The following is a 21,403-nucleotide window of genomic DNA, read 5'->3' on the forward strand; positions in this document are numbered from 1 at the left end:
GGCGCGGCGGCGGGCCGGCGCGCTCAGGCCCGTACGGGCACGAACCGCACCGGTGTGCCGGGCACGGCCTGGGCCGCCGCGGCCAGCGCGGGCTCCGGCACCACACCGACGACGGGATAGCCGCCCGTCGTCGGGTGGTCGGCGAGGAAGACGACGGGGCGGCCGTCGGGCGGCACCTGGACGGCGCCGAGCACCATGCCCTCGCTGGGCAGTTCGCCGTCCTTGACCCGGGTCAGGGACGGCCCGTCCGTGCGCAGGCCGATGCGGTTGCTCGCCGACGACACCGTGAACCCGCCACGGGCCAGCACGCGCGGCGCGTCGTCCGCGAACCAGTCGTCGCGCGGGCCGAGCACGAGGGGCAGCACCAGGCCGGCACCGGGCGGGGCGGGCCAGGGGAAGGCGTCGGCGCCGGTGGACGGCCCCCGGGGCGCGCCCAGGGGCAGTGTGTGCCCCGCCGCGAGCGGCTCGGGGCCCAGCCCCGAGAGCAGGTCCCGGGAGCGGCTGCCGAGCACCGGCGGCACGGCGACCCCGCCCGCGAAGGCCACGTAGCTGCGCAGCCCGCCGGTGGCCGGGCCGACGTCGAGCACCGAGCCCGCCGGCACCCGCACCGCCGCGCCCCAGGCCACCGGGCGCCCGTCGATCCGCACCGGGCAGGGCGCGCCCGTCACGGCGGCGGTCACCGCCCTGCCGGGGCGCACGGCACAGCCGTTGAAGGTGGTCTCCAGCGTGGCGAGGTCCTCCGGATTGCCGGTCAGACGGTTGGCGAGCCGGTGCGCGGGCTCGTCCAGCGCGCCGGAGCGCCCGACGCCGAGGTGCGCGTGGCCGGGCCGCCCCAGGTCCTGGACGGTCGTCAGGGCCCCGGGCCGGACGACCGAGAGCCCGCTCATCCGACCACCTCGAACCGCACCCGGGTCCCCGGGGCGAGCAGCGCCGCAGGCTCCCGCCCGGTGTCCCACAGGACCGCGTCCGTGCGCCCGATCAGCTGCCAGCCGCCGGGCGAGGAGCGCGGGTAGACGCCGGTGTACGGGCCGGCCAGGCCCACCGAACCGGCGGGGACGGCGGTGCGCGGGGTGGCCCGGCGCGGCACGCGCAGCCGGTCCGGCAGGCCCGTCAGATAGCCGAAGCCGGGCGCGAAGCCGCAGAAGGCCACCCGGAATTCGAGCCCGGAGTGGATCCGCGCGACCTCGTCCCGGGCGACGCCCCACAGCGCCGCGACCTCGGCGAGGTCGGGGCCGTCGTAGCGGACCGGCAGCACGACCGGCTCGCCGCCGGCCGTGGCGAGCGGCGGCACGGGCCGGCCGGCGAGGTCCGCGGCGAGCGCGCCCGGGTCGTCCAGCCCGTCCAGCAGGACGGTGCGGGCGGCGGGCACGATCTCGCGTACGGGCGGCAGGTCGCCGGCGGCGCGGCGGCGCAGCAGCTCGGCGTGGAGGGCCTGGGCCTGTTCGGCGGTGTCGACCTCCACCAGCAGGGCGTGCCGCCCGACCGGCAGGGTGCGCGGCTCCGCGGGCGTGCTCACGCGAACGCCTCCACCCGGACGCCCGCGGCCTCCAGCGCGGCTCTGACCCGCCGGGCGAGGCCGGCGGCGCCGGGGGTGTCGCCGTGCAGGCACAGCGAGCGGGCGCGGACGGTGACGTCCTCGCCGGTGAGGGCGGTGACGGCCGCGTCCTTGGCCATCCGCACCGAGCGGGCGACGACCTCCTCGGGGTCCAGGACGACGGCGCCGGGCGTGCGGCGGGGGACGAGCGTGCCGGCGGCGGTGTACGCGCGGTCGGCGAACGCCTCGGTGACCACCGGGAGTCCGGCCCGCGTGGCCTCCTCGTGCAGCCGCGAGCCCGGCAGGCCGAGCACCGGCAGCGCGCCGCCCGAGCGCAGCACCCCGGCGACGACGGCCGCCGCCTGCTCGGCGTCGTCGACGGTGCGGTTGTAGAGCGCGCCGTGCGGCTTCACATACGTGACGTCCGTACCGGCCGCCCGCGCGAACACCCGGAGCGCGCCCACCTGATAGGTGATCTCGTCGGCGAGCTCCTCCGGCGGCACGTCCATCGCGCGCCGGCCGAATCCGGCCAGGTCGCGGTAGGAGACCTGGGCGCCGACGCGGACGCCGAGCTCGGCGGCGCGCTCGCACACCCGTCGCATGGTGGAGGGGTCGCCGGCGTGGAAGCCGCAGGCGACGTTCGCGCTCGTGACGACCGAGAGCAGGGCCTCGTCGTCGGTCAGCCGCCAGCGGCCGAAGCCCTCGCCGAGGTCGGCGTTGAGGTCGAGCACGGCGGCGGTGCCGCCCGCCGCGGCCGCGGCGGGCGTGGACCCGGCCGGCGTCGGTCCGGTCGTCGTTCCGGTCGGTCCGGTCGGTCCGGTCGTTCCGGTCATGAGGAGGCCTCCCGCATGGCGTCGAGGATGAGCTGTCGGGCATCGTCCAGATAGGTGAGGAGCTCCGCCTCGGCGCGGCCGTACTCGCCCCGCTCCAGGAGCCCGGCGAGGGTGCGGTTGCGGGGCAGGAACGGCTCGTGGAAGCGGCGTGGCGAGGGCATCGCGTGGAAGGCCAGGCGCAGTTCGGCCAGCAGCCGGTCCATGGCCGTGTCGATGCGGGGGCTGCCGCTGAGCGCGGCGAGTGCCCGGTGGAAGCGCAGGTCGGCCGAGCCCACCTCGCGCCAGTCGCCCCGGGCTGCGGCCCGCTCGGCCCGGTCCACGGCCTCGGTGACGGCCTCGCGCAGCGGCCGCTCGGCCCGCTCCGCGGCCCGGACGCCCGCGGTCTCCAGGGCCGCGCGCACCCGGTAGACGTCCGTGACGTCGGCGGGCTCCAGGACCCGTACGAAGACGCCGCGGTTGAGCCGGTGGACGACCAGGCTCTCGTGGATCAGCAGCCGGAACGCCTCGCGCAGGGTGTTGCGCGAGACGCCGAGGTCGCGGCCGAGCGCCTCCTCCGACAGCTGGGTGCCGGGCGGCAGCCCGCCGCCCTGGATGCGGTCGCGGAGCTGGTCGGCCACCCGCTGCGCGGTGGACAGGGCCATGGCATCCCCTCAGGAGCGGCGGTACGGACGCCGGAGGGCCGAGCTCCCCGGCGGTCATGGGCAAGTCAGGGAAGTGGAAGGCGGATCACGAGTGATCAAGGGCGATACGGAATCGTAAGTCAAGCCTCTTGAGGATTGTTCAACAATATCTTAGCCTCCTCGCCAATCGCTTCACTCGTCCGAGTGGGGTCCGGGATCCCGGAAGGCGGAACGCATGATCGTTCTCCTGGGCGTCCTCGTGGTCGTGCTCGGCTTCGCCACGAGACGCAATCCTCTGCTGGTGGTCGGCGGCGCCGGCATCGTCACCGGCCTGCTCGGCGGGCTGTCGCCGCAGCGCGTCCTGGCCGCCTTCGGCACCGGCTTCGCCTCCAGCCGGGCCGTCACGATCTTCGTCATCACCCTCCCCGTCATCGGCCTCCTGGAGCGCCACGGCCTCCAGGAACAGGCCCGCCGGCTCATCACCCGTTTCGCCGGGCTCACGGCCGGCCGCTTCCTCGCCCTCTACCTCCTGCTGCGCCAGATCGCCGCCGCGGTCGGCCTGAACAACGTCTTCGGACACGCCCAGACCGTACGGCCGCTGGCCGCGCCCATGGCCGAGGGCGCCGCCGAACGCCGCCTCGGCCCGCTGCCGGAGAAGGCGCGCGAGAAGGTCCGCTCGTTCGCCGCCAGCGCCGACAACGTCGGGCTCTTCTTCGGCGAGGACGTCTTCCTGGCGGTCGGCTCCATCCTGCTCATCACCGGCTTCGTCAACACCACCTACCAGACCCACCTCGAACCGCTGGACCTCGCGCTGTGGGCGATACCCACCGCCCTGTGCGCCCTCGCGATCCACGGCTGGCGGCTGCTGCGCCTGGACCGCACCCTGGAGCGCGCGGTGGCGGCCGGCCGCGAGGAGGCCGTCAAGTGATCAAGGCGGAGTGGTTCTACTGGCTCGTCGGCCTCATCTTCCTGGTCATGGCCGCCCAGATGCTGCGCGACCGCACCAACCCCAAGCGGTACGGCACCGCGGCCTTCTGGGGGCTGCTCGGCCTCGGCTTCGTCTACGGCACCTGGGTCGCGGACAAGTCGGCCCCCGCGGAGCCGCTCGGCGCCGCCGTCCTCGCCATGGTCTGCCTCGCCGGCTTCGGCTTCACCGGCCGCGGCCGGGGCGCCACAGCCACCCCCGAGCAGCGTGCGGCGAGCGCCACCCGCTGGGGCAGCCGTCTCTTCGTCCCCGCGCTCACCATCCCGTTCGTGGCCCTGCTCTGCGCCGTCGGCGTGAAGCGGCTCTCCGTGGGCGGCGAACCCGTCCTCCAGAAGGGCAGCGAGACCATCCTGGGGCTCGGCATCGGCTCCGTCGTCGCGCTCGCCGTCGGGATGGCGATGCTGCGCGAGAGGAAGCTCTCCGCGCCGATGCACGCCGGGCGCTCGATGCTGGAGTCGATGGGATGGGCCATGCTGCTGCCGCAGCTGCTCGCCACCCTCGGCACGATCTTCTCGGTCTCCGGCGTCGGCGAACAGGTCCGCCGGATCACCACGGCGGTCCTCCCCGACCACTCCCTCTACCTCGCGGTCGCCGTCTACTGCGTCGGGATGTTCCTCTTCACCGTCATCATGGGCAACGGCTTCGCCGCCTTCCCCGTGATGACCGCCGCCGTCGGCTGGCCCGTACTCGTGGTGCAGGAGCACGGCAGCGCGCCGGCCGTGCTCGCCATCGGCATGCTGGCCGGCTTCTGCGGCACCCTGGTGACCCCCATGGCCGCCAACTACAACATCGTGCCCGCGGCCCTGCTGGAGCTCAAGGACCAGTACGGGCCGATCAAGGCGCAACTGCCCACCGCCGTCGCCCTGCTCGGCTGCAACATCGTGATCATGGCCCTGTTCGCCTTCTGAGCCCTTCCCCCACCACCCCAGGGAGCGCCCGTGACCCGCGTCCTGCTGACCGGCTTCGAACCCTTCGGCGGAGAGAGCGTCAACCCCTCCTGGCAGGCCGTCCGCGAGGTCGTGGCCCGGCCGCCGGCCGGCATCGAGGTCGTCGGCGTCCAGCTGCCCTGCGTCTTCGGCGGCGCCCTCGACGCGCTCCGCGCCGCCGTCGCGGACGCCGACCCCGACGTGGTGCTCTGCGTCGGCCAGGCCGGCGGCCGCCCCGACCTCACCGTCGAACGCGTGGCCGTCAACATCGACGACGCCGTCATCCCCGACAACGCCGGCGCCCGGCCCGTCGACGAGCCCGTCGTCCCCGGCGGCCCCGCCGCCTACTTCGCCACCCTGCCGGTCAAGGCCTGCGTCGCCGCCGTCCGGGAGGCGGGCCTGCCCGCCTCCGTCTCGCAGACCGCCGGCACCTTCGTCTGCAACCACGTCTTCTACGGGCTGATGCACCTCGCCGCCACCGAACGCCCCGGCCTGCGGGGCGGGTTCGTGCACGTGCCGTACGCCCCCGGGCAGGTCGCCGGCCGGGCCCTGCCGTCACTCCCCGTGGCCACCGTCGCCGAGGGGCTGCGTGTGATCGCGGTCACCGCGGCCGGGCGTACGGACGACCTCCGCGTGACCGGCGGTGCCACACACTAGGGCGGGACGGACATTCCGCCCGTGCCGTTTCGTCCGTTGTCGGGGTGACCGCCTACTCTGTGCGACGTGACTTCTCCAGCCCCGGCGGCCGTTCCGCCCCAGCTCAACGGGTTCTCGCGGCCTGCCCCGGGGCCGGCCGCCGACGAGGGCCTGGCCCGGCGGCTGCGCGCGCTGGCCTGCACCGCGCCGCTGCACGACCTGGACGCCCGCAAGGCCAACCTCGCGGGGGAGTACGGCGTCTACGCCATGGCCGAGGTGGCGCTCGCCGCCATCGACCTCGTCACGCTCAACATGGACTTCGACACCGGCGCCGACCACGAGCAGATAGTGGCCCGGCTGCTGCCGCGCGTCGCGGCCCAGGCCCCGGAGCGCCCGCACGCCGAGCACGAGCGCGTCGCCCGCTGGGTCCTGGAGAACCTCATCAACGTCGGCAGCGTCGACCGCGGCTTCCGCGCCGTCTACGGCACCTTCGGGGCCGACGGCGCCTACGTCCGGCGCGACTACGACTTCAAGCTCGTCGAGGAGGTGCCCGGCCCCGGCGGCACGGTCTTCCTGCGCACCACCGACGAGGCCGTCAACGTCCTCGTCGGCGCCCTCGACACCGACGTCACCAGCGCCCAGATCGCCGCCGAGGTGAAGCTGGAGGTCCTCATCAGCCGGGGCCGCCTCGCCGACGCCCAGCTCGCCGCCGAGCAGGCCCGCTACCGCACCGTGCAGTACGCGGAGACCCTCCGCAAGACCCTCGACGCCACCCGCCGCAACGTCCGCGCGGTCGACTGGCTGCGCACCGTCCCCGACATGATCGCCGAAGCGCTCGACCACGTCGCCGACCGCTACCGCCACGAGAACGCGATCCTCACCAACATCCGCAAGGCGCGCGACGAGGCCGAGGAGCCCGAGCACAAGCGCCGCGCGGCCGAGCTCGTCGACATCGTCAAGGACTGCATCCGCCGCCACACCCAGCTCCAGTCCCGGCTGCTGGAGGCCGGCCCGCTCTTCCGCGCCGAACAGGACCGGCAGGCCTTCGCCCCCACCGCCGCCTCCTCCGGCCTCGACCTCTACGGACAGCTCCTCGCCCCGCTGCTGCCGCTGCCGGTCGAGCGGGCGGGCCGGGTCACGGACGCCTTCTTCACCCACGGCACGGGCCTGCGCACGCCCACCTCCGTCCGGGTCACCGACCTCGTCGACATGCTCCTCACACCGCCGGCCGAGCGGGACCACCTCGGCGCGGAGATGCCCGAGCCGGACCTCATCACCACCCCCGACGACAGCCGGTTCAGCGAGGAGCAGCTCGCGAGCGCCATAGAGCTCCTCGACCTCCCGGCCGACGCGCCCCGCCGCCTCTCCGGCCTCCTCGCCGAGGCCCGCCTCCGCGACCCCGAACTGCCCTACCTGGTCGCCCTGCTGGCCGTGCACGCCGCGAGCCCCGCCGTCGGCACGGCCTACCGCCAGGGCGAGCAGTCCCTGCTGTTCGCCGTCGACGACGGCACGGTCCTCGACGACCCGGAGTTCGGCGGCGCCGACCTGATCGTCGGCACGGCCCTGCTGGACGCGGCGGGCATGGCGGCGGACCGCCAGGAGGCGGTGTGAACACCCGGACGGACCTTCCGGGCCGAGCCGCCCCCATCACGCCGGGGCTCCGGGGGCGAACCCCTGGAACCTCCGGGCCCCGGGGACTCGCCCCGGTCCCGGGACAGGGTGGGCAACGGGAAGAACCCCCGCCGCCACGGCGCGTAACCACCCGCGGCCCGGACCGGTGGTGCCGACCCGACCGCCACGCCACGCACACCCCCAGCAGGAGCACCGACCGTGACTGAGTACGACGCCTACGACCCGGCGGAGCCCGACGCGGCCGACGCGGAACCGGCCCCCGCCACCGGCACCGTCGGCGCCGTCACCCCCGCCGACGCCGCCGACGCCGCCCGCCTCATCGCCTTCGGCCTCCAGCCCAAGCTGCTCCCCGCCCGCGACGCGGAGTACGCCGAGCTGCTGCGCCGCCACCGCGACGACCCCGCGTTCGCCCGCCTCGCCGACGCCGTCGCCGCCGGGCTCGGGCTGATCGTGCTGGAGGTCTCCACCCGCGCCGGCATGGCCGTCACCGCCGCCGAGGACTCCGTCTTCGCCGTCCGCATGGGCGACTACGCCCGCCGCGCCACCGCCGACTCCGCCGACCGCTTCCTGCACGGCCTCGCCCACCTCGCCGTCGCCGCCCTGGCCTTCCCCCGCCCGGAGGACCTCGCCGACGACGGCTACATCGGCCGCATCACCGTCAACGGCGTCGACGGGTTCGTCCGCCAGGCCTGCCGCCGCCTGGAGGAGCGGGCCGCCGAGCAGGGCGAGAACACCGACCCCACCACCGACGCCCCCGGCCTGGAGGCCGCCTGGCGCGTCTACTCCCGCCGCAGCGCCACCGGCGCCACCAAGGACGCCCGCCGCCTCGCCGGCTCCACCACCGGCATCATCGCCAAGGCCGTCGCCTTCCTCGTCGACTCCGGCTTCCTCCAGCGCACCGGCGACGACGCCGGCGGCTCCTACCGCACCACCGCCCGCTACCAGCTCCAGGTCCGCGACATGGCCGGCACCGCCGCCATGACCGAACTGCTGGAGCTCGGCGTGGTGCCCGTCGGCGACGGCGGCGCGACCCTGCTGCCGCCGGACGACGCCGACGCCCTCGACCTGGTCGCCGACGCCGGCCTGCCGTTCTTCGAAAACCAGCACAGCCCCGCCTCCTGACCACCGCCCGTCACGACAACGAGAGTCCGCCATGTACGAGCTGTCCCGGGTCCGCCTCTACTCCATCGGGCCCGCCGGTGCGCGCTACGCCGACACCGTGCTCGACCTGCGAGGGGTCGGCGCACCCGTGCCCACTCCCGCGCCCGCGCAGGCGGAGTTCTTCGAGGACGAGCCCACCGGCCCGCCGCGCCGCCCCGCGCCCGCGGGCGTGCTCTTCCTGGAGAACGGCGGCGGCAAGTCCGTCCTCCTCAAGCTGATCTTCTCGGTCATGCTGCCCGGCCACCGCAACACCCTGGGCGGCGCCAGCTCCGGCGTGCTCCGCAAGTTCCTCCTCGCCGACGACTGCGGCCACGTCGCCCTGGAGTGGCAGCACGTCCTCACCGGCGAGTCCGTCGTCGTCGGCAAGGTCAGCGAGTGGCGCGGCCGCCAGGTCTCCAACGACCCGCGGAAGTTCGCCGAGGCCTGGTACTCCTTCCGCCCCGGCCCCGGGATGAGCCTGGACTCGCTGCCCGTCGCCGAGTCCACCGCCATGCGCCCCGCCGCCGACGGCGCCTCCGGCGCGCGCGGCCGCCGCCGCACCATGAAGGGCTTCCGCGACGTCCTCACCGAGGCGGGCAAGGCCTACCCCAACCTCGACGTGGTGTGGGAGGAGATCCACGAGCGCTGGAACGAGCACCTCGGCGAGCTCGGCCTGGACCCCGAACTCTTCCGCTACCAGCGCGAGATGAACGCCGACGAGGGCGAGGCCGCCGGCCTCTTCGCCGTCAAGAACGACTCCGACTTCACCGACCTCCTGCTGCGCGCCGTCACCGACACCCGGGACACCGACGGCCTCGCCGACCTCGTCCACGGCTTCGCCCACAAGCTCGGCCGCCGCGCCGAGCTCACCGCCGAGCGGGACTTCACCGCCGGCTCCCTCGACCTGCTCTCCCGCATCGCCGAGGCCGCCGTCACCCGGGACCGGACGCGCGGCGTGCACGCCGGCGCCGAGCGCCGCACCCGCACCCTCGCGAGCCGCCTCGCCGCCCGCGCCACCGAGGAGCGCGGCCGGGCCGGCGAGCTCGCCGAGCGGGTCGCCGGCGCCGCGCACGCCGTCACCGACGCCGAGACCGCCCGCGGCCGCAGCGCCCTCGTCGCCGCCGAGATCGCCTACCGGCACGCCTCCCTCGCGCTCACCGCCGCCGAGCGGGCCGCCGCCGCACAGCGCCGCGAGCTCATCGAGGCCCGTACGCTGCACTCCGCCTGGCAGGCGGCCGAGACCGTGCTCCGCCACCGCGCCGCCGCCGACCGCTCCGCCCGGGTGGCCGCCGCCATCCGCGAGGCCGAGCGCGACGCCGCCCCCGCGCTCGCCGCCCGCGCCGCGGCCGCCACCGCGCTCGTCCGCGCCCTCAACACCAAGGCCGAGGAGGGCGAGCGGCTCGCCAACGAGGAGGAGGAGCGCTCCGCCGCCCTCCAGGAGGCCGGCGAGGCCGCGCACCGCGACGCGACCGCCGCCGCCACCGAGGCGCAGCGCGCCCGCAGCGAGGCCGGCCACCTGCGCCAGCGCCTCACCGAGGTCGAGCAGGAGACCGCCGAGGCGGTCCGCGCCGGCTGGCTCGACGACACCGAGCCCGACGCCGACCCGGCCCGTGCCGCGCTCGCCGCCAGCGACGCCGAGAAGCCCGCCGTCGCCGCCTACGAGGCGGCCCGCGAGAGCGCCCGCGAGAGCGCCGCCCGCGCCAAGGAGGCCGCCGCCGCCCTGGCCCGCACGGAGCTGTCCGCCGCCCGCGCCGCCGACGCCGCCTCGGCCGCCGAGGCGGCCCACACCGCCGAGCACCGGGCCGCCGCGTCCATCGGCGCCGAGCAGCGCCTCGTCGAACTCCTGGGCCTGCCCCAGCCGACGGCCGCCGGGCAGGTGCCCGGGCCGCGCTCCGGCCCGGACGCCCCGGCCGGCGCCCCCGCCGGTGACGAGGCCGCCGCGGCGGGCGTCCCCGGCGCCCGCCGCACCCTCGAAGGCCCGCTCACCGCCGAGGAGCTCGACCGCAGCGCCGACGCGCTGCGCGAGATGCTCGACCGCAGCGTCGCCGCCTCCGAGCGGCAGATGTTCGACCTCCAGACCGCCGCCGCCGACGACTCCCGCATCCTCGGCGCCCTCGGCGACGGCGGACTGCTGCCGCCCAGCGCCGACGTCCTGGCCGCCGTCGAGTACCTCGGCGAGCACGGCATCCCCGCCCTGCCCGGCTGGCGCTACCTCGCCCAGGCCGTCGACCCGGCCGACCACGCCACCGTCCTCGCCGCCCGCCCCGAACTCGTCGACGGCGTCGTCATCACCGACGCCGACTCGCACGCCCGCGCCCGCGAGGTGCTCGGCGCCGCCTCCCTGCTGCCCCGCTCCGCCGTGGCCGTCGGCACCGCCGCGGCCCTCCTGGAGCCCGCCCCGGCGGCGGGCGGCGGCGAGTCCGGCGTCTTCCTCGTGCCGCCGAACCCCGCGATGCACGACGAGCGCGCCGCCGACGACGAGCGGCAGGCCCTGCGGGCCCGCGCCACCGCCCGGGACGAGGAGATCCGCGCCATAGCGGCACGCCTGGCCGGCGACCGGACGCTCGCCGCCCGGCTCACGTCCTGGCGGGCCGGCTGCCCGGCCGGCCGCCTCGCCGAGCTGGCCGCCGAGGCCGAGCGGGCCCGTACGGCCGCGGACACCGCCCAGGAGGAGCTGGCCGCGCTGCGCACCGCGCTCGCCGAGGCCGAGGAGACCGCCGCCGAGGCCGCCCGCGTCCGCGACGAGCGCCAGGAGGTCGCCGCCCGCGCCCGCCGCGTCGCCGACGCCCTCGCCGGGCTCGCCTACCGGCTCCGCGAGCGCGCCTCCTGGCAGTCCCGGCTCCGGGAGCTCGCCGAGGAGGGCGCCGAGGCCGAGGAGCGCGCCGCCGTCCTCGTGGACCGCGCCCGCGCCGCCGACGAGGACCGGCGCGCCGCCCAGCGCGCCGCCGACGACGCCCGCCGCACCGCCCGCGCGCTGCGCGCCGAGCGCGCCGAGATCGCCGGCGCCCCCGACGACGTCCCGGCCCCGGAGAGCATGGAGACGGCGGGTGCCTCCCTGCCCGCCCTGCGCGAGGCCTACCGCGCCGCCTCGCAGCTCTACGAGAAGGTCGGCGTCGGCGCCGACCTCCGCGCCGAGCAGGCCCGCGCCGAGAGCGACGAGAGCGCGGCCCTCGCCGAGCTCGACCGCCTCACCAACAAGGTCCGGGTCCGCGCCGCCCAGCTCCTGGAGGGCACCGACGGCTCCGACGGCCCGTCCCGCCAGGCCGCCGTGTCCCGCGCCGAGTCGCTCGTCCAGATGCTGGAGAGCCGCGCCTCCACCGCGAGCGAGCAGCTCGGCCGGCTGCGCGGCGAGGCCGAGCGGCTCGCCCCCACCGACGGCGACGCCCACACCGAGCTCCCCGAGGACATGGCGCCCGCCGACGCCGACGGCGCCAAGGAGCTCCTGCGCACCGCCACCGCCGAACTCGCCGCCCGCGACGACGCCCTGGAGACCGCCCGCCGGGCCCACGCCGACCTGCTGCGCGCCCACCGCTCCGCCGAGGACGCGGCCACCGGCTTCGACGACACCGCGGCCCTCCTGCGCGACCTGCTCCGCGACAACACCCCGGAGGAGGACGGCGAGCGGCCCGAGCCCTACACCGGCTCGCTGGAGGAGGCCCGGCAGACGGCCGCCGAGGCCCGCCGCTCCCTGCGCGGCTGCGCCGGTGAGCTGTCGGCGGCCGAGGCGTCGGTCCGCGAGGCGAGCGACATCCTCGTCCGGCACGCCAACTCCACCCGCTACGAGCAGGTCCGCACCCCGGCCCGCCAGCAGATCCGCGAACTGCCCGCGGTCGCCCTGCCGGAGCACGCCGTCGCCTGGGCCGAGGCCTTCGCCCCGCGCCTGCGGGTGCTCACCGACGAGCTGGAGCAGCTGGAGCGCAACCGCGACAGCATCGTCGACCGGCTGCGCGGCCTGGTCGAGTCCTCCCTCACCACCCTGCGCTCCGCGCAGCGGCTCTCCCGCCTCCCCGAGGGCCTGGGGGAGTGGTCGGGCCAGGAGTTCCTGCGCATCCGCTTCGAGGACCCGGACCAGGCCACCCTCACCGAGCGGCTCGGCGAGGTCATCGACGAGGCGACCCGCTCGGCCGTCAAGAAGAACTCCGACCTGCGCCGCGACGGCATGTCGCTGCTGCTGCGCGGTGTCCAGGCGGCCCTCCAGCCGCGCGGCGTCGCCGTCGAGATCCTCAAGCCGGACGCCGTGCTGCGCGCCGAGCGCGTCCCGGTGCGCCAGATGGGCGACGTGTTCTCCGGCGGCCAGCTGCTCACCGCCGCCATCGCGCTGTACTGCACCATGGCGGCGCTGCGCAGCAACGACCGGGGCCGCGACAAGCAGCGGCACGCGGGCACCCTGTTCCTGGACAACCCGATCGGCCGCGCGAACGCCACCTACCTGCTGGAGCTCCAGCGCGCCGTCGCCGACGCCCTGGGCGTCCAGCTGCTGTACACCACCGGCCTCTTCGACACCACGGCCCTCGCGGAGTTCCCGCTGGTCATCCGCCTGCGCAACGACGCGGACCTGCGGGCGGGCCTGAAGTACATCAGCGTCGAGGAGCACCTGCGCCCGGGCCTGCCCCAGGAGCAGGACCCGGACGCGGAGCCGGTGCACGGGCAGATCACCGCGACCCGGATGTTCAAGCGGCCGGCGGAGGAGCCGGTGCCGGCCGAGGCGTAGCGGCGGTACGGGCGGGCCCGTCCGTACCGCCGCGCCGTCGCTCAACCGAGGCGGTCCAGCCGGGCGGTGACGCCCGGCTGTTCCGCGTAGCGCCGGCGGAGCAGCTCCTCCAGGCCGGCCCGCAGCCGCCGCAGCCCGTCGAGCCGGCCGCCCGCGCGGTGCATGGCCTCGTCGATCGCCAGCAGCTCGGCGGCCGGCACCTCGCTGACGTACGTACGGAGTTCGGCGAGGTCCAGCCGCCGGTTGAAGTCGTGCACGCCGTCCCGCCACCGGTGCAGCAGGGTGAGCAGCTCCTCGTGGCCCGGCTCGGAGAACACCCCGGAGACCAGCGCGGCGTCCGTCGCGGACTGGACCAGGCGCGGGTGCACCCGGGCCCGGGGCGCCCCGGGGTCCAGCGGGGCGAACCCGGCGCCGAGCAGCTCGGTGTTCTTCACCAGCTCGTCGGCGAGGGCGTGCAGCGCCTGGGCGCGCCGCTCCCGGGCGGCCGCCCGCCGCTCCGCGTAGACGCCCGTGACGGCCGCGACGAGCGCGAGCCCGGAGGCGGCGGGCTCGAAGTGGCTGTCGGCGTCGTCGGCGACGGCCACCCACCACACGCAGATCCCGAGCGCGGTGAGCAGGCAGGCGAGCGTGAGGGCGGCGAAGAACTGCCGGCTGAGCCGGCTCAGGAGCCTCGCCGGGAGGCCCGCGGGACGGGACACGGGACGGCCGCGCCGTCAGTCGCGGAACGGATTCGGCCCGGTGACCGGGCCCGGCGCCGCCTCGCCGCCCTGGAGCAGCAGCAGCGCCAGCCCGAACGCCGGCCGGTCGAAGGCCGTGTGCCCCACCTCGTGGGTCTCGCCCGCCTTGGTCACCCGGGCGTCGACCAGCATCTTCTCCAGGCCCTCGCGGGTGTACTTCCGGCTGAGGTAGAGGCGGATGGTGTCCTGGTCGGGGAAGGGCACCGTGCTGCGGTCGGGCAGCGTCAGCTCCAGGGTGCCCCCGGTGCGGTTGCGGTAGACCACCCTCACCAGCAGGGCCCGGTCGTCCTCCACCAGCCCCTCGCAGGTGAGGCTGTTGAGGTCGATCTGGAGGTCGGTGTACTGCATCAGCGCGCTGGTGACGAACTCGCGGAAGCGCGGGCTGTTCTCGTACTCCTGCGCGGCCGCGCGGGCCGCCTGCTCGTCCTGCCCGGCCGTGCTCGCGACCTCCAGCAGGAAGCGGTCCTGCGGGCGCAGCAGCTTCTCGGCCAGCAGCGTCAGTAACTGGGTGTCGCTGTCGAAATTGGCCAGGGTGTTGCCCAGCAGCGAATACACCACCGGCTCGTCGCCCACCACCCGCCGGACCAGCGTGCTCAGCCGGTCGAGGTTGGCGGGCAGCGAGAAGTCCAGCTGCACCGGCAGCACATCGGCGGGCGGCACGTGCAGGTGCTCCAGCGCCTCGCGCTGCCCGAGCCGCAGCATCTCGGCGCTCACGTCCACCGGGATGTAGTACCCCGTTCTCCCCTGGCGGTCGAGGTAGCGCAGCAGCGCCTGGTCCTTCTGGCCCGTGCCCGGGCCCAGGCTCACGTAGTGCAGCGGCCCGGCGGGCAGCCGGTCCGCCACGGCGCGCAGCCGGCGGCTGAAGGAGCCGATGCTCTCCCGCATCACCGGGTAGTACAGGTCGTTGCAGGCGTGTGCCCACGCCACCGTCGACTCCAGGCCCCAGTAGGAGAAGCCGGAGGTGATGAGCTTGCCGGAGCCCGAGGGGTCCGGCCCGCGCCGCAGCCCCGCGGTCACCTGGGCGAGCTTGCCCGACTGTTCCTCACCGACCAGGACCACCGTCCAGCCGGTGTCCCGGAGGATCTCCGGAATGCGTTGCACCGCCTGGTCACGCTCCGCCATCCGTGCCGCCCCCTCGCCAGCCGACCCCCGTGCGACGGCGTACGCCCGTCGACCCGAACCTACCCGGCAGCCGAGGATCAGGGGAAGCGTGGGCGACGGGCCCGCCGCACCGCGCGCGCGGTGCTGCTGGGCACCGAGACCACACCGTGGCGCTGCCGCCACACCTGCCGCGTCACCCAGACGTCCAGCACCGCCCAGGTGGCGGCCACCACGCTCGCCACCGTGCTCAGCAGCGCCGGCAGCGCGAGCCAGGACCCGGCGCACGCGAACAGCGTCGCGATCATCGCCTGGACCAGCGTCACCGAGATGACGAGCACCGCGCGCACCGCGGCCGAACGCACCGGATCCGGCATCCGGTGCCGCCGGGCGGGCTCCTCGACCCACAGCGACCGGGTCCGGTACGACGGGACGTCCGGCGGGACAGCGCCGTGGTTCCGGTCCAAGTCGGCTCACCTCCCCCTCGTCCCCCGCGCCGGCCTCCCCACCCGCGGGCTCCCTCCTGGATGAGCGTGCCACCCCTTCCGATAGTTCCCACGGATGGGGAATTCCAGCCATACGGAGGCAGGAGCACAAGGAGATCGCCGTACTGGTCTTCGAGTCTCGTACCACGCAGTAGTAGGCTCACGCCGCATTGTTGTCGGGAACACCATCCCCGCGCGCCGGGGCTGACGTTGGGGAGGCCATGCGCGTTCGCGGCAAGTCGATCCGCCGCAAGATCGTGGCGCTGCTTCTCGTGCCGATGGTGTCCCTGACCGGGCTGTGGGCCTTCGCCACCGTGCTCACCGGCCGCGAGGCCGCCCAGCTGCTCTCCGTCGCCGAGGTCTGGCGCAAGGTCGGCTTCCCCGCCGAGGACATGGTCCGCGCCCTCCAGAAGGAGCGCCGCCAGGCCCTGGTCTACCTCGCCGACCCCCGCCGCTCCGACGCCCTGGCCGCGCTGAACGACCGTCAGGCCGCCACCGACCGGATGGTGACCTCCTTCCGGTCCCGCGCCGGCGACCACGTGCGCGAGGACATGAGCGCCTCGGCCGCCGCCCGCTTCGCCCGCGTCGAGAAGAGCCTGGACGACCTGGACGGCCTGCGCCGCAAGGTCGAGGACGACACCATCGGCCGGCACGGCGCCTTCCAGGCCTACAGCGAGCTCGTCGAGCCCTACTACGCCTTCCTCGGCAGCCTCAGCGCCCTCCAGGACGCGGAGATGGACAAGCAGGGCCGCGCCCTCGTCGGCATCGCCCGCGCCCGCGAGGCGCTCTCCCGCGAGGACGCCCTGCTCGCCGCCGCGCTCGTCGGCGGCACCCTCAGCCGCCAGGACCTGCGCGCCGTCTCCGACCGCGTCGCCGAACGCCGGATCCTCCACGGCACCAACGCCACCCTCCTCCCGCTCGCCGACCAGAACTCCTTCGAGGACTACTGGCGCGGCTCCACCGCCCGGGCGCTGCGCGCCGCCGAGGACGCCGTGATCCTCGCCGGCCCCGGCCGGGCACCGCACGACGTCGACGCCCGGCGCTGGCAGGCCGTGGCCGGCCCCGTCCTCGACGACCTCGCCCGGCTCGGCACCGAGGCCGGCGACCGCTACGCAGACCGCGTCGAGCCCATCGCCGTCGGCGTCCTCACCAAGGCCGCGGTCGCCGCCGTCCTCGGCCTCGTCGCCCTCGTCGCCTCGCTCGTCATCTCCTTCCGGGTCGGCCGCGGCCTGGTGCGCGACCTGCGCGGGCTCCGCAAGGAGGCCCACGAGGCGTCGGGCGTACGGCTGCCCGGGGTGATGCGCCGCCTCGCCGCCGGGGAGCGCGTCGACATCGAGGCCGAGGCGCCCCTGCGCCCGCACGGCGCCGACGAGCTCGGCCAGGTCGGCAAGGCCCTCGACACCCTCCAGCGGGCCGCCGTCGAGGCCGCCGTCAAACAGGCCGACATGCGCCGCGGTGTCTCCGACGTCTTCGTCAACCTCGCCCGTCGCAGCCAGGTCCTGCTCCACCGTCAGCTGGCCCTCCTCGACGCCATGGAGCGCCGCACCGAGGACACCGACGAGCTCGCCGACCTCTTCCGCATCGACCACCTCACCACCCGCATGCGCCGCCACGCCGAGGGGCTCGTGATCCTCTCCGGCGCCGCGCCCGCCCGCCAGTGGCGCAAGCCGATCCGCCTCATGGACGTCGTCCGCGGCGCCGTGGCCGAGGTCGAGGCGTACGAGCGGATCGAGGTGCGCCGGCTGCCCCGGCTGGCCGTGCTCGGCCCCGCCGTCGGCGACCTCACCCACCTCCTCGCCGAACTCCTGGAGAACGCCACCGTCTTCTCCCCGCCGCACACCGGCGTCCAGGTCGTCGGCGAGCGCGTGCCCAACGGCTTCACCCTGGAGATCCACGACCGCGGCCTCGGCATGCCCCCCGAAGCCCTGCTGGAGGCCAACCTCCGGCTCGCCGAGACCCCGGAGTTCGAGCTCTCCGACACCGACCGGCTGGGGCTCTTCGTCGTCAGCCGGCTCGCCCAGCGGCACGGCGTGCGCGTCTCCCTCCAGCCCTCCCCGTACGGCGGCACCACGGCCGTCGTCCTCATCCCCCTGGCGCTGCTCACCGACGGCCCGACCGCCGGCCGCCCGGCCGCGGACGAGGACACCGGCGAGCGGGCCGTCGCCGCGCACCCCGGCCCGCTCTCCCCGCTGTCGGCGCTCCTGGACCCGGCCCGCCTCCCCGCGCGGGAGCCCGAGCCCTGCCCGTTCGAGAGCCGGCCGGACGAGGACGGCGCGCCCGAGCACCACCAGGCGGGCGACGGCCCGCTGCCCCTGCCGCGCCGTCGGCCCCCCGTCCTGGTCTCCGACCGCGGGCGCCGGGTGGGCACCCACGAACGGCCCGGTGACGCCGCCGAGGCGGGGGAGGAGCGGACGCCCACGGGCGGGCTGCCCCGGCGCGTACGGCAGGCGAGCCTCGCACCGCAGCTGAAGGACGACCCGGCCGGGCCGGGGACCGCCCGCGCCGCCCGGCCGGACGCCGGCGCGGACCCCGGACGCGACGCCGACGAGGTGCGGGCCAGGATGGCCTCCCTCCAGCGCGGCTGGCAGCGCGGCCGGGAGGAGAATGAGGCGACACCACCGGACGCGACGCCGGACGCGGCGCGCGCACCGGGTAGACCACCGAGAAGTACAGCACCAGGAACCACATCTGAGGGGGACGGTCGATGACCGCACCGAAGGCCGCTATACGCACCGTTGTCACACGCGCCGGGACCGAAGCGGGCGAGAAGGGGCCCACGGGCGAGCTCAGCTGGCTCCTCGACGAACTCGTCGAGCGCGTCGGCAGCATCCGTAAGGCACTCGTCCTGTCCGGCGACGGTCTGCCGAAGGGCACCTCGAAGGACCTCTCCCGCGAGGACGGCGAACATCTGGCCGCCGTCGCCTCCGGCTTCCACAGCCTCGCCAAGGGCGTGGGGCGCCACTTCGACGCCGGCCAGGTCCGCCAGACCGTCGTCGAGCTGGACGAGGCCTTCCTGTTCGTCACCGCCGCCGGCGACGGCAGCTGTCTGGCCGTGCTCGCGGACGCCGACTCCGACATCGGGCTGATCGCCTACGAGATGACGCTGCTCGTCAAGCGGGTGGGCGCGCACCTGGCCACCGCTCCGCGGACCGGCGTGGCCGCCGACGGGTGACGGCCGGCATGACCGGAGACGGCACCGGGCCCGCCCCGCCCTCGTGGGCGCGGCCCGCCGGGCCGGGCGGGGCCGGGCCGCCCGACGGGGCCGGGGCGCGCTGGTACGACGACGCGGCCGGCCCGGTCGTCCGCCCGTACGCGATGACCCGCGGCCGCACCCGCAGCGCGGCCGAGGGCGCGCTCGACCTGATCGCCGTCGTCATCGCCGACGAGGGGTTCACGGGCCGGACCGGGGACGCGCACGCCGCCGCCGACCGCGCCCTGTCCCCGGAGCACCTCGACATCGTCGACCTCACCCGCGACGAGCACCGATCCATCGCCGAGCTGGCCGCCGGCCTGGACCTCCCGGTCGGCGTGGTGCGCGTCCTCGTCGGGGACCTGCTGTCCGCCGGGCTCGTGCGCGTCTCCCGTCCGGTGCCCCCGGCGGAGCTGCCGGACGAAAGCATTCTGCGCGAAGTGATCGACGGGCTCCGGGCGCTCTGAGCCGCCGGGGGCCGGTCCCGTGCCGCCCGGTCCGCAGGGCCGGGTGGCACAGGACGGCCACCCCGAAGGGCTTGTCGTGGCCATGGTCTTTACGGAACGATCACCACCGCGGGCGACGGCGCTACGCCGGCCCGCCGGAAGGGGAAGGAGGGCCACCACGGTGTTCCGACGTGCGGGCCACGGACGCGGACGGGCCACGCCCGATCCGCTGGCGCTCAAACTCCTGGTGGCCGGGGGTTTCGGGGCCGGCAAGACCACCCTGGTCGGCGCGGTGAGCGAGATCAGGCCACTGCGCACCGAGGAGCTGCTCACCGAGGCGGGCCGCCCGGTCGACGACACCTCGGGCGTCGAGGCCAAGCGCACCACCACCGTCGCCATGGACTTCGGCCGCATCACCCTCCGCGACGACCTCGTCCTCTACCTCTTCGGCACCCCCGGCCAGGACCGCTTCTGGTTCCTGTGGGACGAACTCGCCCGCGGTGCCCTCGGCGCGGTCGTCCTCGCCGACACCCGGCGGCTCTCCGACTGCTTCGCCGCCGTCGACTACTTCGAGCGGCGCGGCATCGCGTTCACCCTCGCCGTCAACTGCTTCGACGGCGCCGACCGCTACCCCGAGGACGACGTCCGTGACGCCCTCGACCTCGACCCCGGGGTGCCGGTCGTCCTCTGCGACGCCCGCGAACGCGAGTCCGTCAAAAAGGTCCTGGTCTCGGTGGTGGAACACGCGATCGCCACGGGAGCGGCGGGCCGCCGGACAGCGTAGGACGGGCTGAGATCAGCCCGTCCGGCGTTTGAGGACATTCGGGAAGGGGCGGGATGGGGACAAGGCCCCGCGCAGCGTCACCCACCCCGCGTCACCCCTCCACCCACCCGAAACTCCGCTCCACCGCCTTGCGCCACAGCCCGTACCCCGCCGCCCGCTCCGCCACCCCCATCCGCGGCGTCCACTCGGCGTCCCGCCGCCACTGCGCCCGAAGCTCGTCCTGGTCCCGCCACACCCCCGTGGCCAGCCCCGCCGCGTACGCCGCGCCCAGGCACGTCGTCTCCGCCACGACCGGCCGGATCACCGGTACGCCCAGCACATCGGCCTGGTGCTGCATCAGCAGTCCGTTGGCGGTCATCCCGCCGTCCACCTTGAGCGACGTGAGCCGCACGCCGGAGTCCTGGTACATCGCGTCCACCACCTCGCGGGTCTGCCAGCTCGTCGCCTCCAGCACCGCCCGGGCCAGATGCGCCTTGGTGACGTAGCCGGTGAGCCCGGCGATGACACCGCGGGCGTCGGCACGCCAGTACGGGGCGTACAGGCCGGAGAACGCGGGGACCACATAGGCGCCGCCGTTGTCCGGCACGCTCGCCGCCAGCCCCTCGATCTCCTCGGCGGAGCGGATGAGCCCGAGCTGGTCGCGGAACCACTGCACCAGCGCGCCCGTGACCGCGATCGAGCCCTCCAGGCAGTACACCGGAGGCTCGCCGCCCAGCCGGTAGCCGACCGTCGTCAGCAGCCCGTGCTGGGACGGCACCGGCCGGCCGCCGGTGTTCAGGAGCAGGAAACTGCCGGTGCCGTAGGTGTTCTTGGCCTCGCCCGGCCCGTAGCAGGTCTGCCCGAAGACCGCCGCCTGCTGGTCGCCGAGCGCGGCGGCCACCGGCACCCCGGCGAGCTGACCCACCGCCGTCCCGTACACCTCGGCGGAGGAACGTATCTCCGGAAGAACGGCCTCCGGAATGTCCATCGCCCGTAAGGCCGCGGGGTCCCACTGGAGGGTCTCCAGATCCATCAGCAGGGTGCGCGCGGCGTTGGTCACGTCCGTCACGTGCGCCCCGCCGTCCGGACCGCCCGTGAGGTTCCAGATCAGCCAGGAGTCGACGGTGCCGAACGCGATCTCCCCCTGCTCGGCCCGCCGGCGCAGCCCCGGCACGTGCTCCAGCAGCCAGGTCACCTTCGGGCCGGAGAAATAGCTCGCCAGCGGCAGCCCCGTCGTCGTCCGGAAGCGGTCCGGCCCGTCCGCCCCGCCCAGCTCCCGGCAGAGCGCGTCCGTCCGGGTGTCCTGCCAGACCACGGCGTTGTGCACCGGCTTGCCCGTCGCGCGGTCCCACAGGACGGCCGTCTCCCGCTGGTTGGTGATGCCGAGCGCGCTCAGCTCGTCGGCCCGTACGCCCGCCGCCGCGAGCGCGCCCGCCACCACGGCCCGCACCTTCGTCCAGATCTCGGCGGCGTCGTGCTCCACCCAGCCCGGCTTGGGGAAGATCTGCCGGTGCTCGCGCCGGTCCACCCCGACGACCGCCCCGTACCGGTCGAAGACGATGCAGCGGCTGGAGGTGGTGCCCTGGTCGATCGCGGCGACGTACGAGCCCGTCATGGCGTCTCCTGACCTAGGAACGGCTGCTGCGGGGGGCACCGGGCAGTGTTCT

At 75.6% G+C, this 21,403-nt stretch carries 18 protein-coding genes; 10 read left to right on the forward strand and 8 right to left on the reverse strand.

The window, feature by feature from the left end; translation table 11 throughout:
- Window positions 1-23: 23 nt before the first annotated feature.
- Genes SMD11_RS27995 through SMD11_RS28010 form a run of 4 tightly spaced genes read right to left on the reverse strand, consistent with a single transcriptional unit; the run spans window position 24 to window position 3,008 of the window.
- On the reverse strand, window positions 24-887 hold the full coding sequence (locus SMD11_RS27995) for a biotin-dependent carboxyltransferase family protein (RefSeq protein ID WP_087929088.1): 864 nt from the start codon (window positions 885-887) through the stop codon (window positions 24-26).
- On the reverse strand, window positions 884-1,516 hold the full coding sequence (locus SMD11_RS28000) for a 5-oxoprolinase subunit B family protein (RefSeq protein WP_234366188.1): 633 nt from the start codon (window positions 1,514-1,516) through the stop codon (window positions 884-886). Before SMD11_RS28000 ends, SMD11_RS27995 begins: the two co-directional genes overlap by 4 nt.
- On the reverse strand, window positions 1,513-2,367 hold the full coding sequence (locus SMD11_RS28005; protein ID WP_087929090.1) for a LamB/YcsF family protein: 855 nt from the start codon (window positions 2,365-2,367) through the stop codon (window positions 1,513-1,515). The genes SMD11_RS28000 and SMD11_RS28005 overlap by 4 nt, the downstream gene beginning before the upstream one ends.
- Window positions 2,364-3,008 (reverse strand): GntR family transcriptional regulator, encoded by a 645-nt coding sequence (locus SMD11_RS28010; protein WP_087929091.1) that lies wholly within the window; start codon window positions 3,006-3,008, stop codon window positions 2,364-2,366. Before SMD11_RS28010 ends, SMD11_RS28005 begins: the two co-directional genes overlap by 4 nt.
- Before the next feature lie 214 nt (window positions 3,009-3,222).
- Between SMD11_RS28010 and SMD11_RS28015 the strand changes: the two genes are divergently transcribed.
- From SMD11_RS28015 to SMD11_RS28040, 6 genes are all read left to right on the forward strand, one after another.
- On the forward strand, window positions 3,223-3,915 hold the full coding sequence (locus SMD11_RS28015) for a DUF969 domain-containing protein (RefSeq protein ID WP_087929092.1): 693 nt from the start codon (window positions 3,223-3,225) through the stop codon (window positions 3,913-3,915).
- Complete coding sequence (locus SMD11_RS28020) at window positions 3,912-4,880, forward strand: DUF979 domain-containing protein (protein WP_087929093.1); 969 nt, start codon at window positions 3,912-3,914, stop codon at window positions 4,878-4,880. Before SMD11_RS28015 ends, SMD11_RS28020 begins: the two co-directional genes overlap by 4 nt.
- Window positions 4,881-4,910: 30 nt before the next feature.
- Window positions 4,911-5,555 carry a pyroglutamyl-peptidase I gene (gene pcp / locus SMD11_RS28025; protein ID WP_087929094.1) on the forward strand — a complete coding sequence of 215 codons (645 nt, stop codon included), beginning with the start codon at window positions 4,911-4,913 and terminating at the stop codon, window positions 5,553-5,555.
- A gap of 66 nt (window positions 5,556-5,621) precedes the next feature.
- Entirely contained in the window at window positions 5,622-7,145 is a 1,524-nt protein-coding gene (locus SMD11_RS28030) for a hypothetical protein (protein ID WP_087929095.1), read from the forward strand.
- 219 nt (window positions 7,146-7,364) lie between these two features.
- A complete protein-coding gene (locus SMD11_RS28035) occupies window positions 7,365-8,288 on the forward strand; it encodes a hypothetical protein (RefSeq protein WP_087929096.1) in 924 nt (307 codons plus the stop codon).
- A 31-nt stretch (window positions 8,289-8,319) separates the two neighbouring features.
- Entirely contained in the window at window positions 8,320-13,017 is a 4,698-nt protein-coding gene (locus SMD11_RS28040) for a hypothetical protein (protein ID WP_087929097.1), read from the forward strand.
- Between the two features lie 41 nt (window positions 13,018-13,058).
- Here the strand turns inward: SMD11_RS28040 and SMD11_RS28045 are convergent, their stop codons facing one another.
- From SMD11_RS28045 to SMD11_RS28055, 3 genes are all read right to left on the reverse strand, one after another.
- The gene (locus tag SMD11_RS28045; protein WP_087929098.1) at window positions 13,059-13,715 is read right to left on the reverse strand and encodes a hypothetical protein; all 657 of its coding nucleotides are present in this window, start codon (window positions 13,713-13,715) and stop codon (window positions 13,059-13,061) included.
- A 15-nt stretch (window positions 13,716-13,730) separates the two neighbouring features.
- Window positions 13,731-14,876, reverse strand: coding sequence for an L-histidine N(alpha)-methyltransferase (locus SMD11_RS28050; RefSeq protein WP_087929099.1), 1,146 nt, complete (start codon window positions 14,874-14,876; stop codon window positions 13,731-13,733).
- 77 nt (window positions 14,877-14,953) lie between these two features.
- Window positions 14,954-15,319 (reverse strand): hypothetical protein, encoded by a 366-nt coding sequence (locus SMD11_RS28055; protein ID WP_087929100.1) that lies wholly within the window; start codon window positions 15,317-15,319, stop codon window positions 14,954-14,956.
- 239 nt (window positions 15,320-15,558) lie between these two features.
- On the opposite strand from SMD11_RS28055, the gene SMD11_RS28060 reads away from it, so the two are divergent.
- The 4 genes from SMD11_RS28060 (at window position 15,559) to SMD11_RS28075 (ending at window position 19,757) form a co-directional block, all read left to right on the forward strand.
- Window positions 15,559-18,045: a nitrate- and nitrite sensing domain-containing protein gene (locus SMD11_RS28060; protein WP_087929101.1), complete on the forward strand. Its 2,487-nt coding sequence runs from the start codon at window positions 15,559-15,561 to the stop codon at window positions 18,043-18,045.
- Window positions 18,042-18,509 carry a roadblock/LC7 domain-containing protein gene (locus tag SMD11_RS28065; RefSeq protein WP_087929102.1) on the forward strand — a complete coding sequence of 156 codons (468 nt, stop codon included), beginning with the start codon at window positions 18,042-18,044 and terminating at the stop codon, window positions 18,507-18,509. Before SMD11_RS28060 ends, SMD11_RS28065 begins: the two co-directional genes overlap by 4 nt.
- An 8-nt stretch (window positions 18,510-18,517) precedes the next feature.
- Complete coding sequence (locus SMD11_RS28070) at window positions 18,518-18,994, forward strand: DUF742 domain-containing protein (protein WP_087930771.1); 477 nt, start codon at window positions 18,518-18,520, stop codon at window positions 18,992-18,994.
- A 160-nt stretch (window positions 18,995-19,154) separates the two neighbouring features.
- Complete coding sequence (locus tag SMD11_RS28075) at window positions 19,155-19,757, forward strand: GTP-binding protein (RefSeq protein WP_234366189.1); 603 nt, start codon at window positions 19,155-19,157, stop codon at window positions 19,755-19,757.
- A gap of 91 nt (window positions 19,758-19,848) precedes the next feature.
- Here the strand turns inward: SMD11_RS28075 and glpK are convergent, their stop codons facing one another.
- Window positions 19,849-21,351, reverse strand: coding sequence for a glycerol kinase GlpK (gene glpK / locus SMD11_RS28080; RefSeq protein WP_087929104.1), 1,503 nt, complete (start codon window positions 21,349-21,351; stop codon window positions 19,849-19,851).
- Window positions 21,352-21,403: the final 52 nt, after the last annotated feature.

Source organism: Streptomyces albireticuli, from assembly GCF_002192455.1.
Classification (GTDB): Bacteria; Actinomycetota; Actinomycetes; order Streptomycetales; family Streptomycetaceae; genus Streptomyces; species Streptomyces albireticuli_B.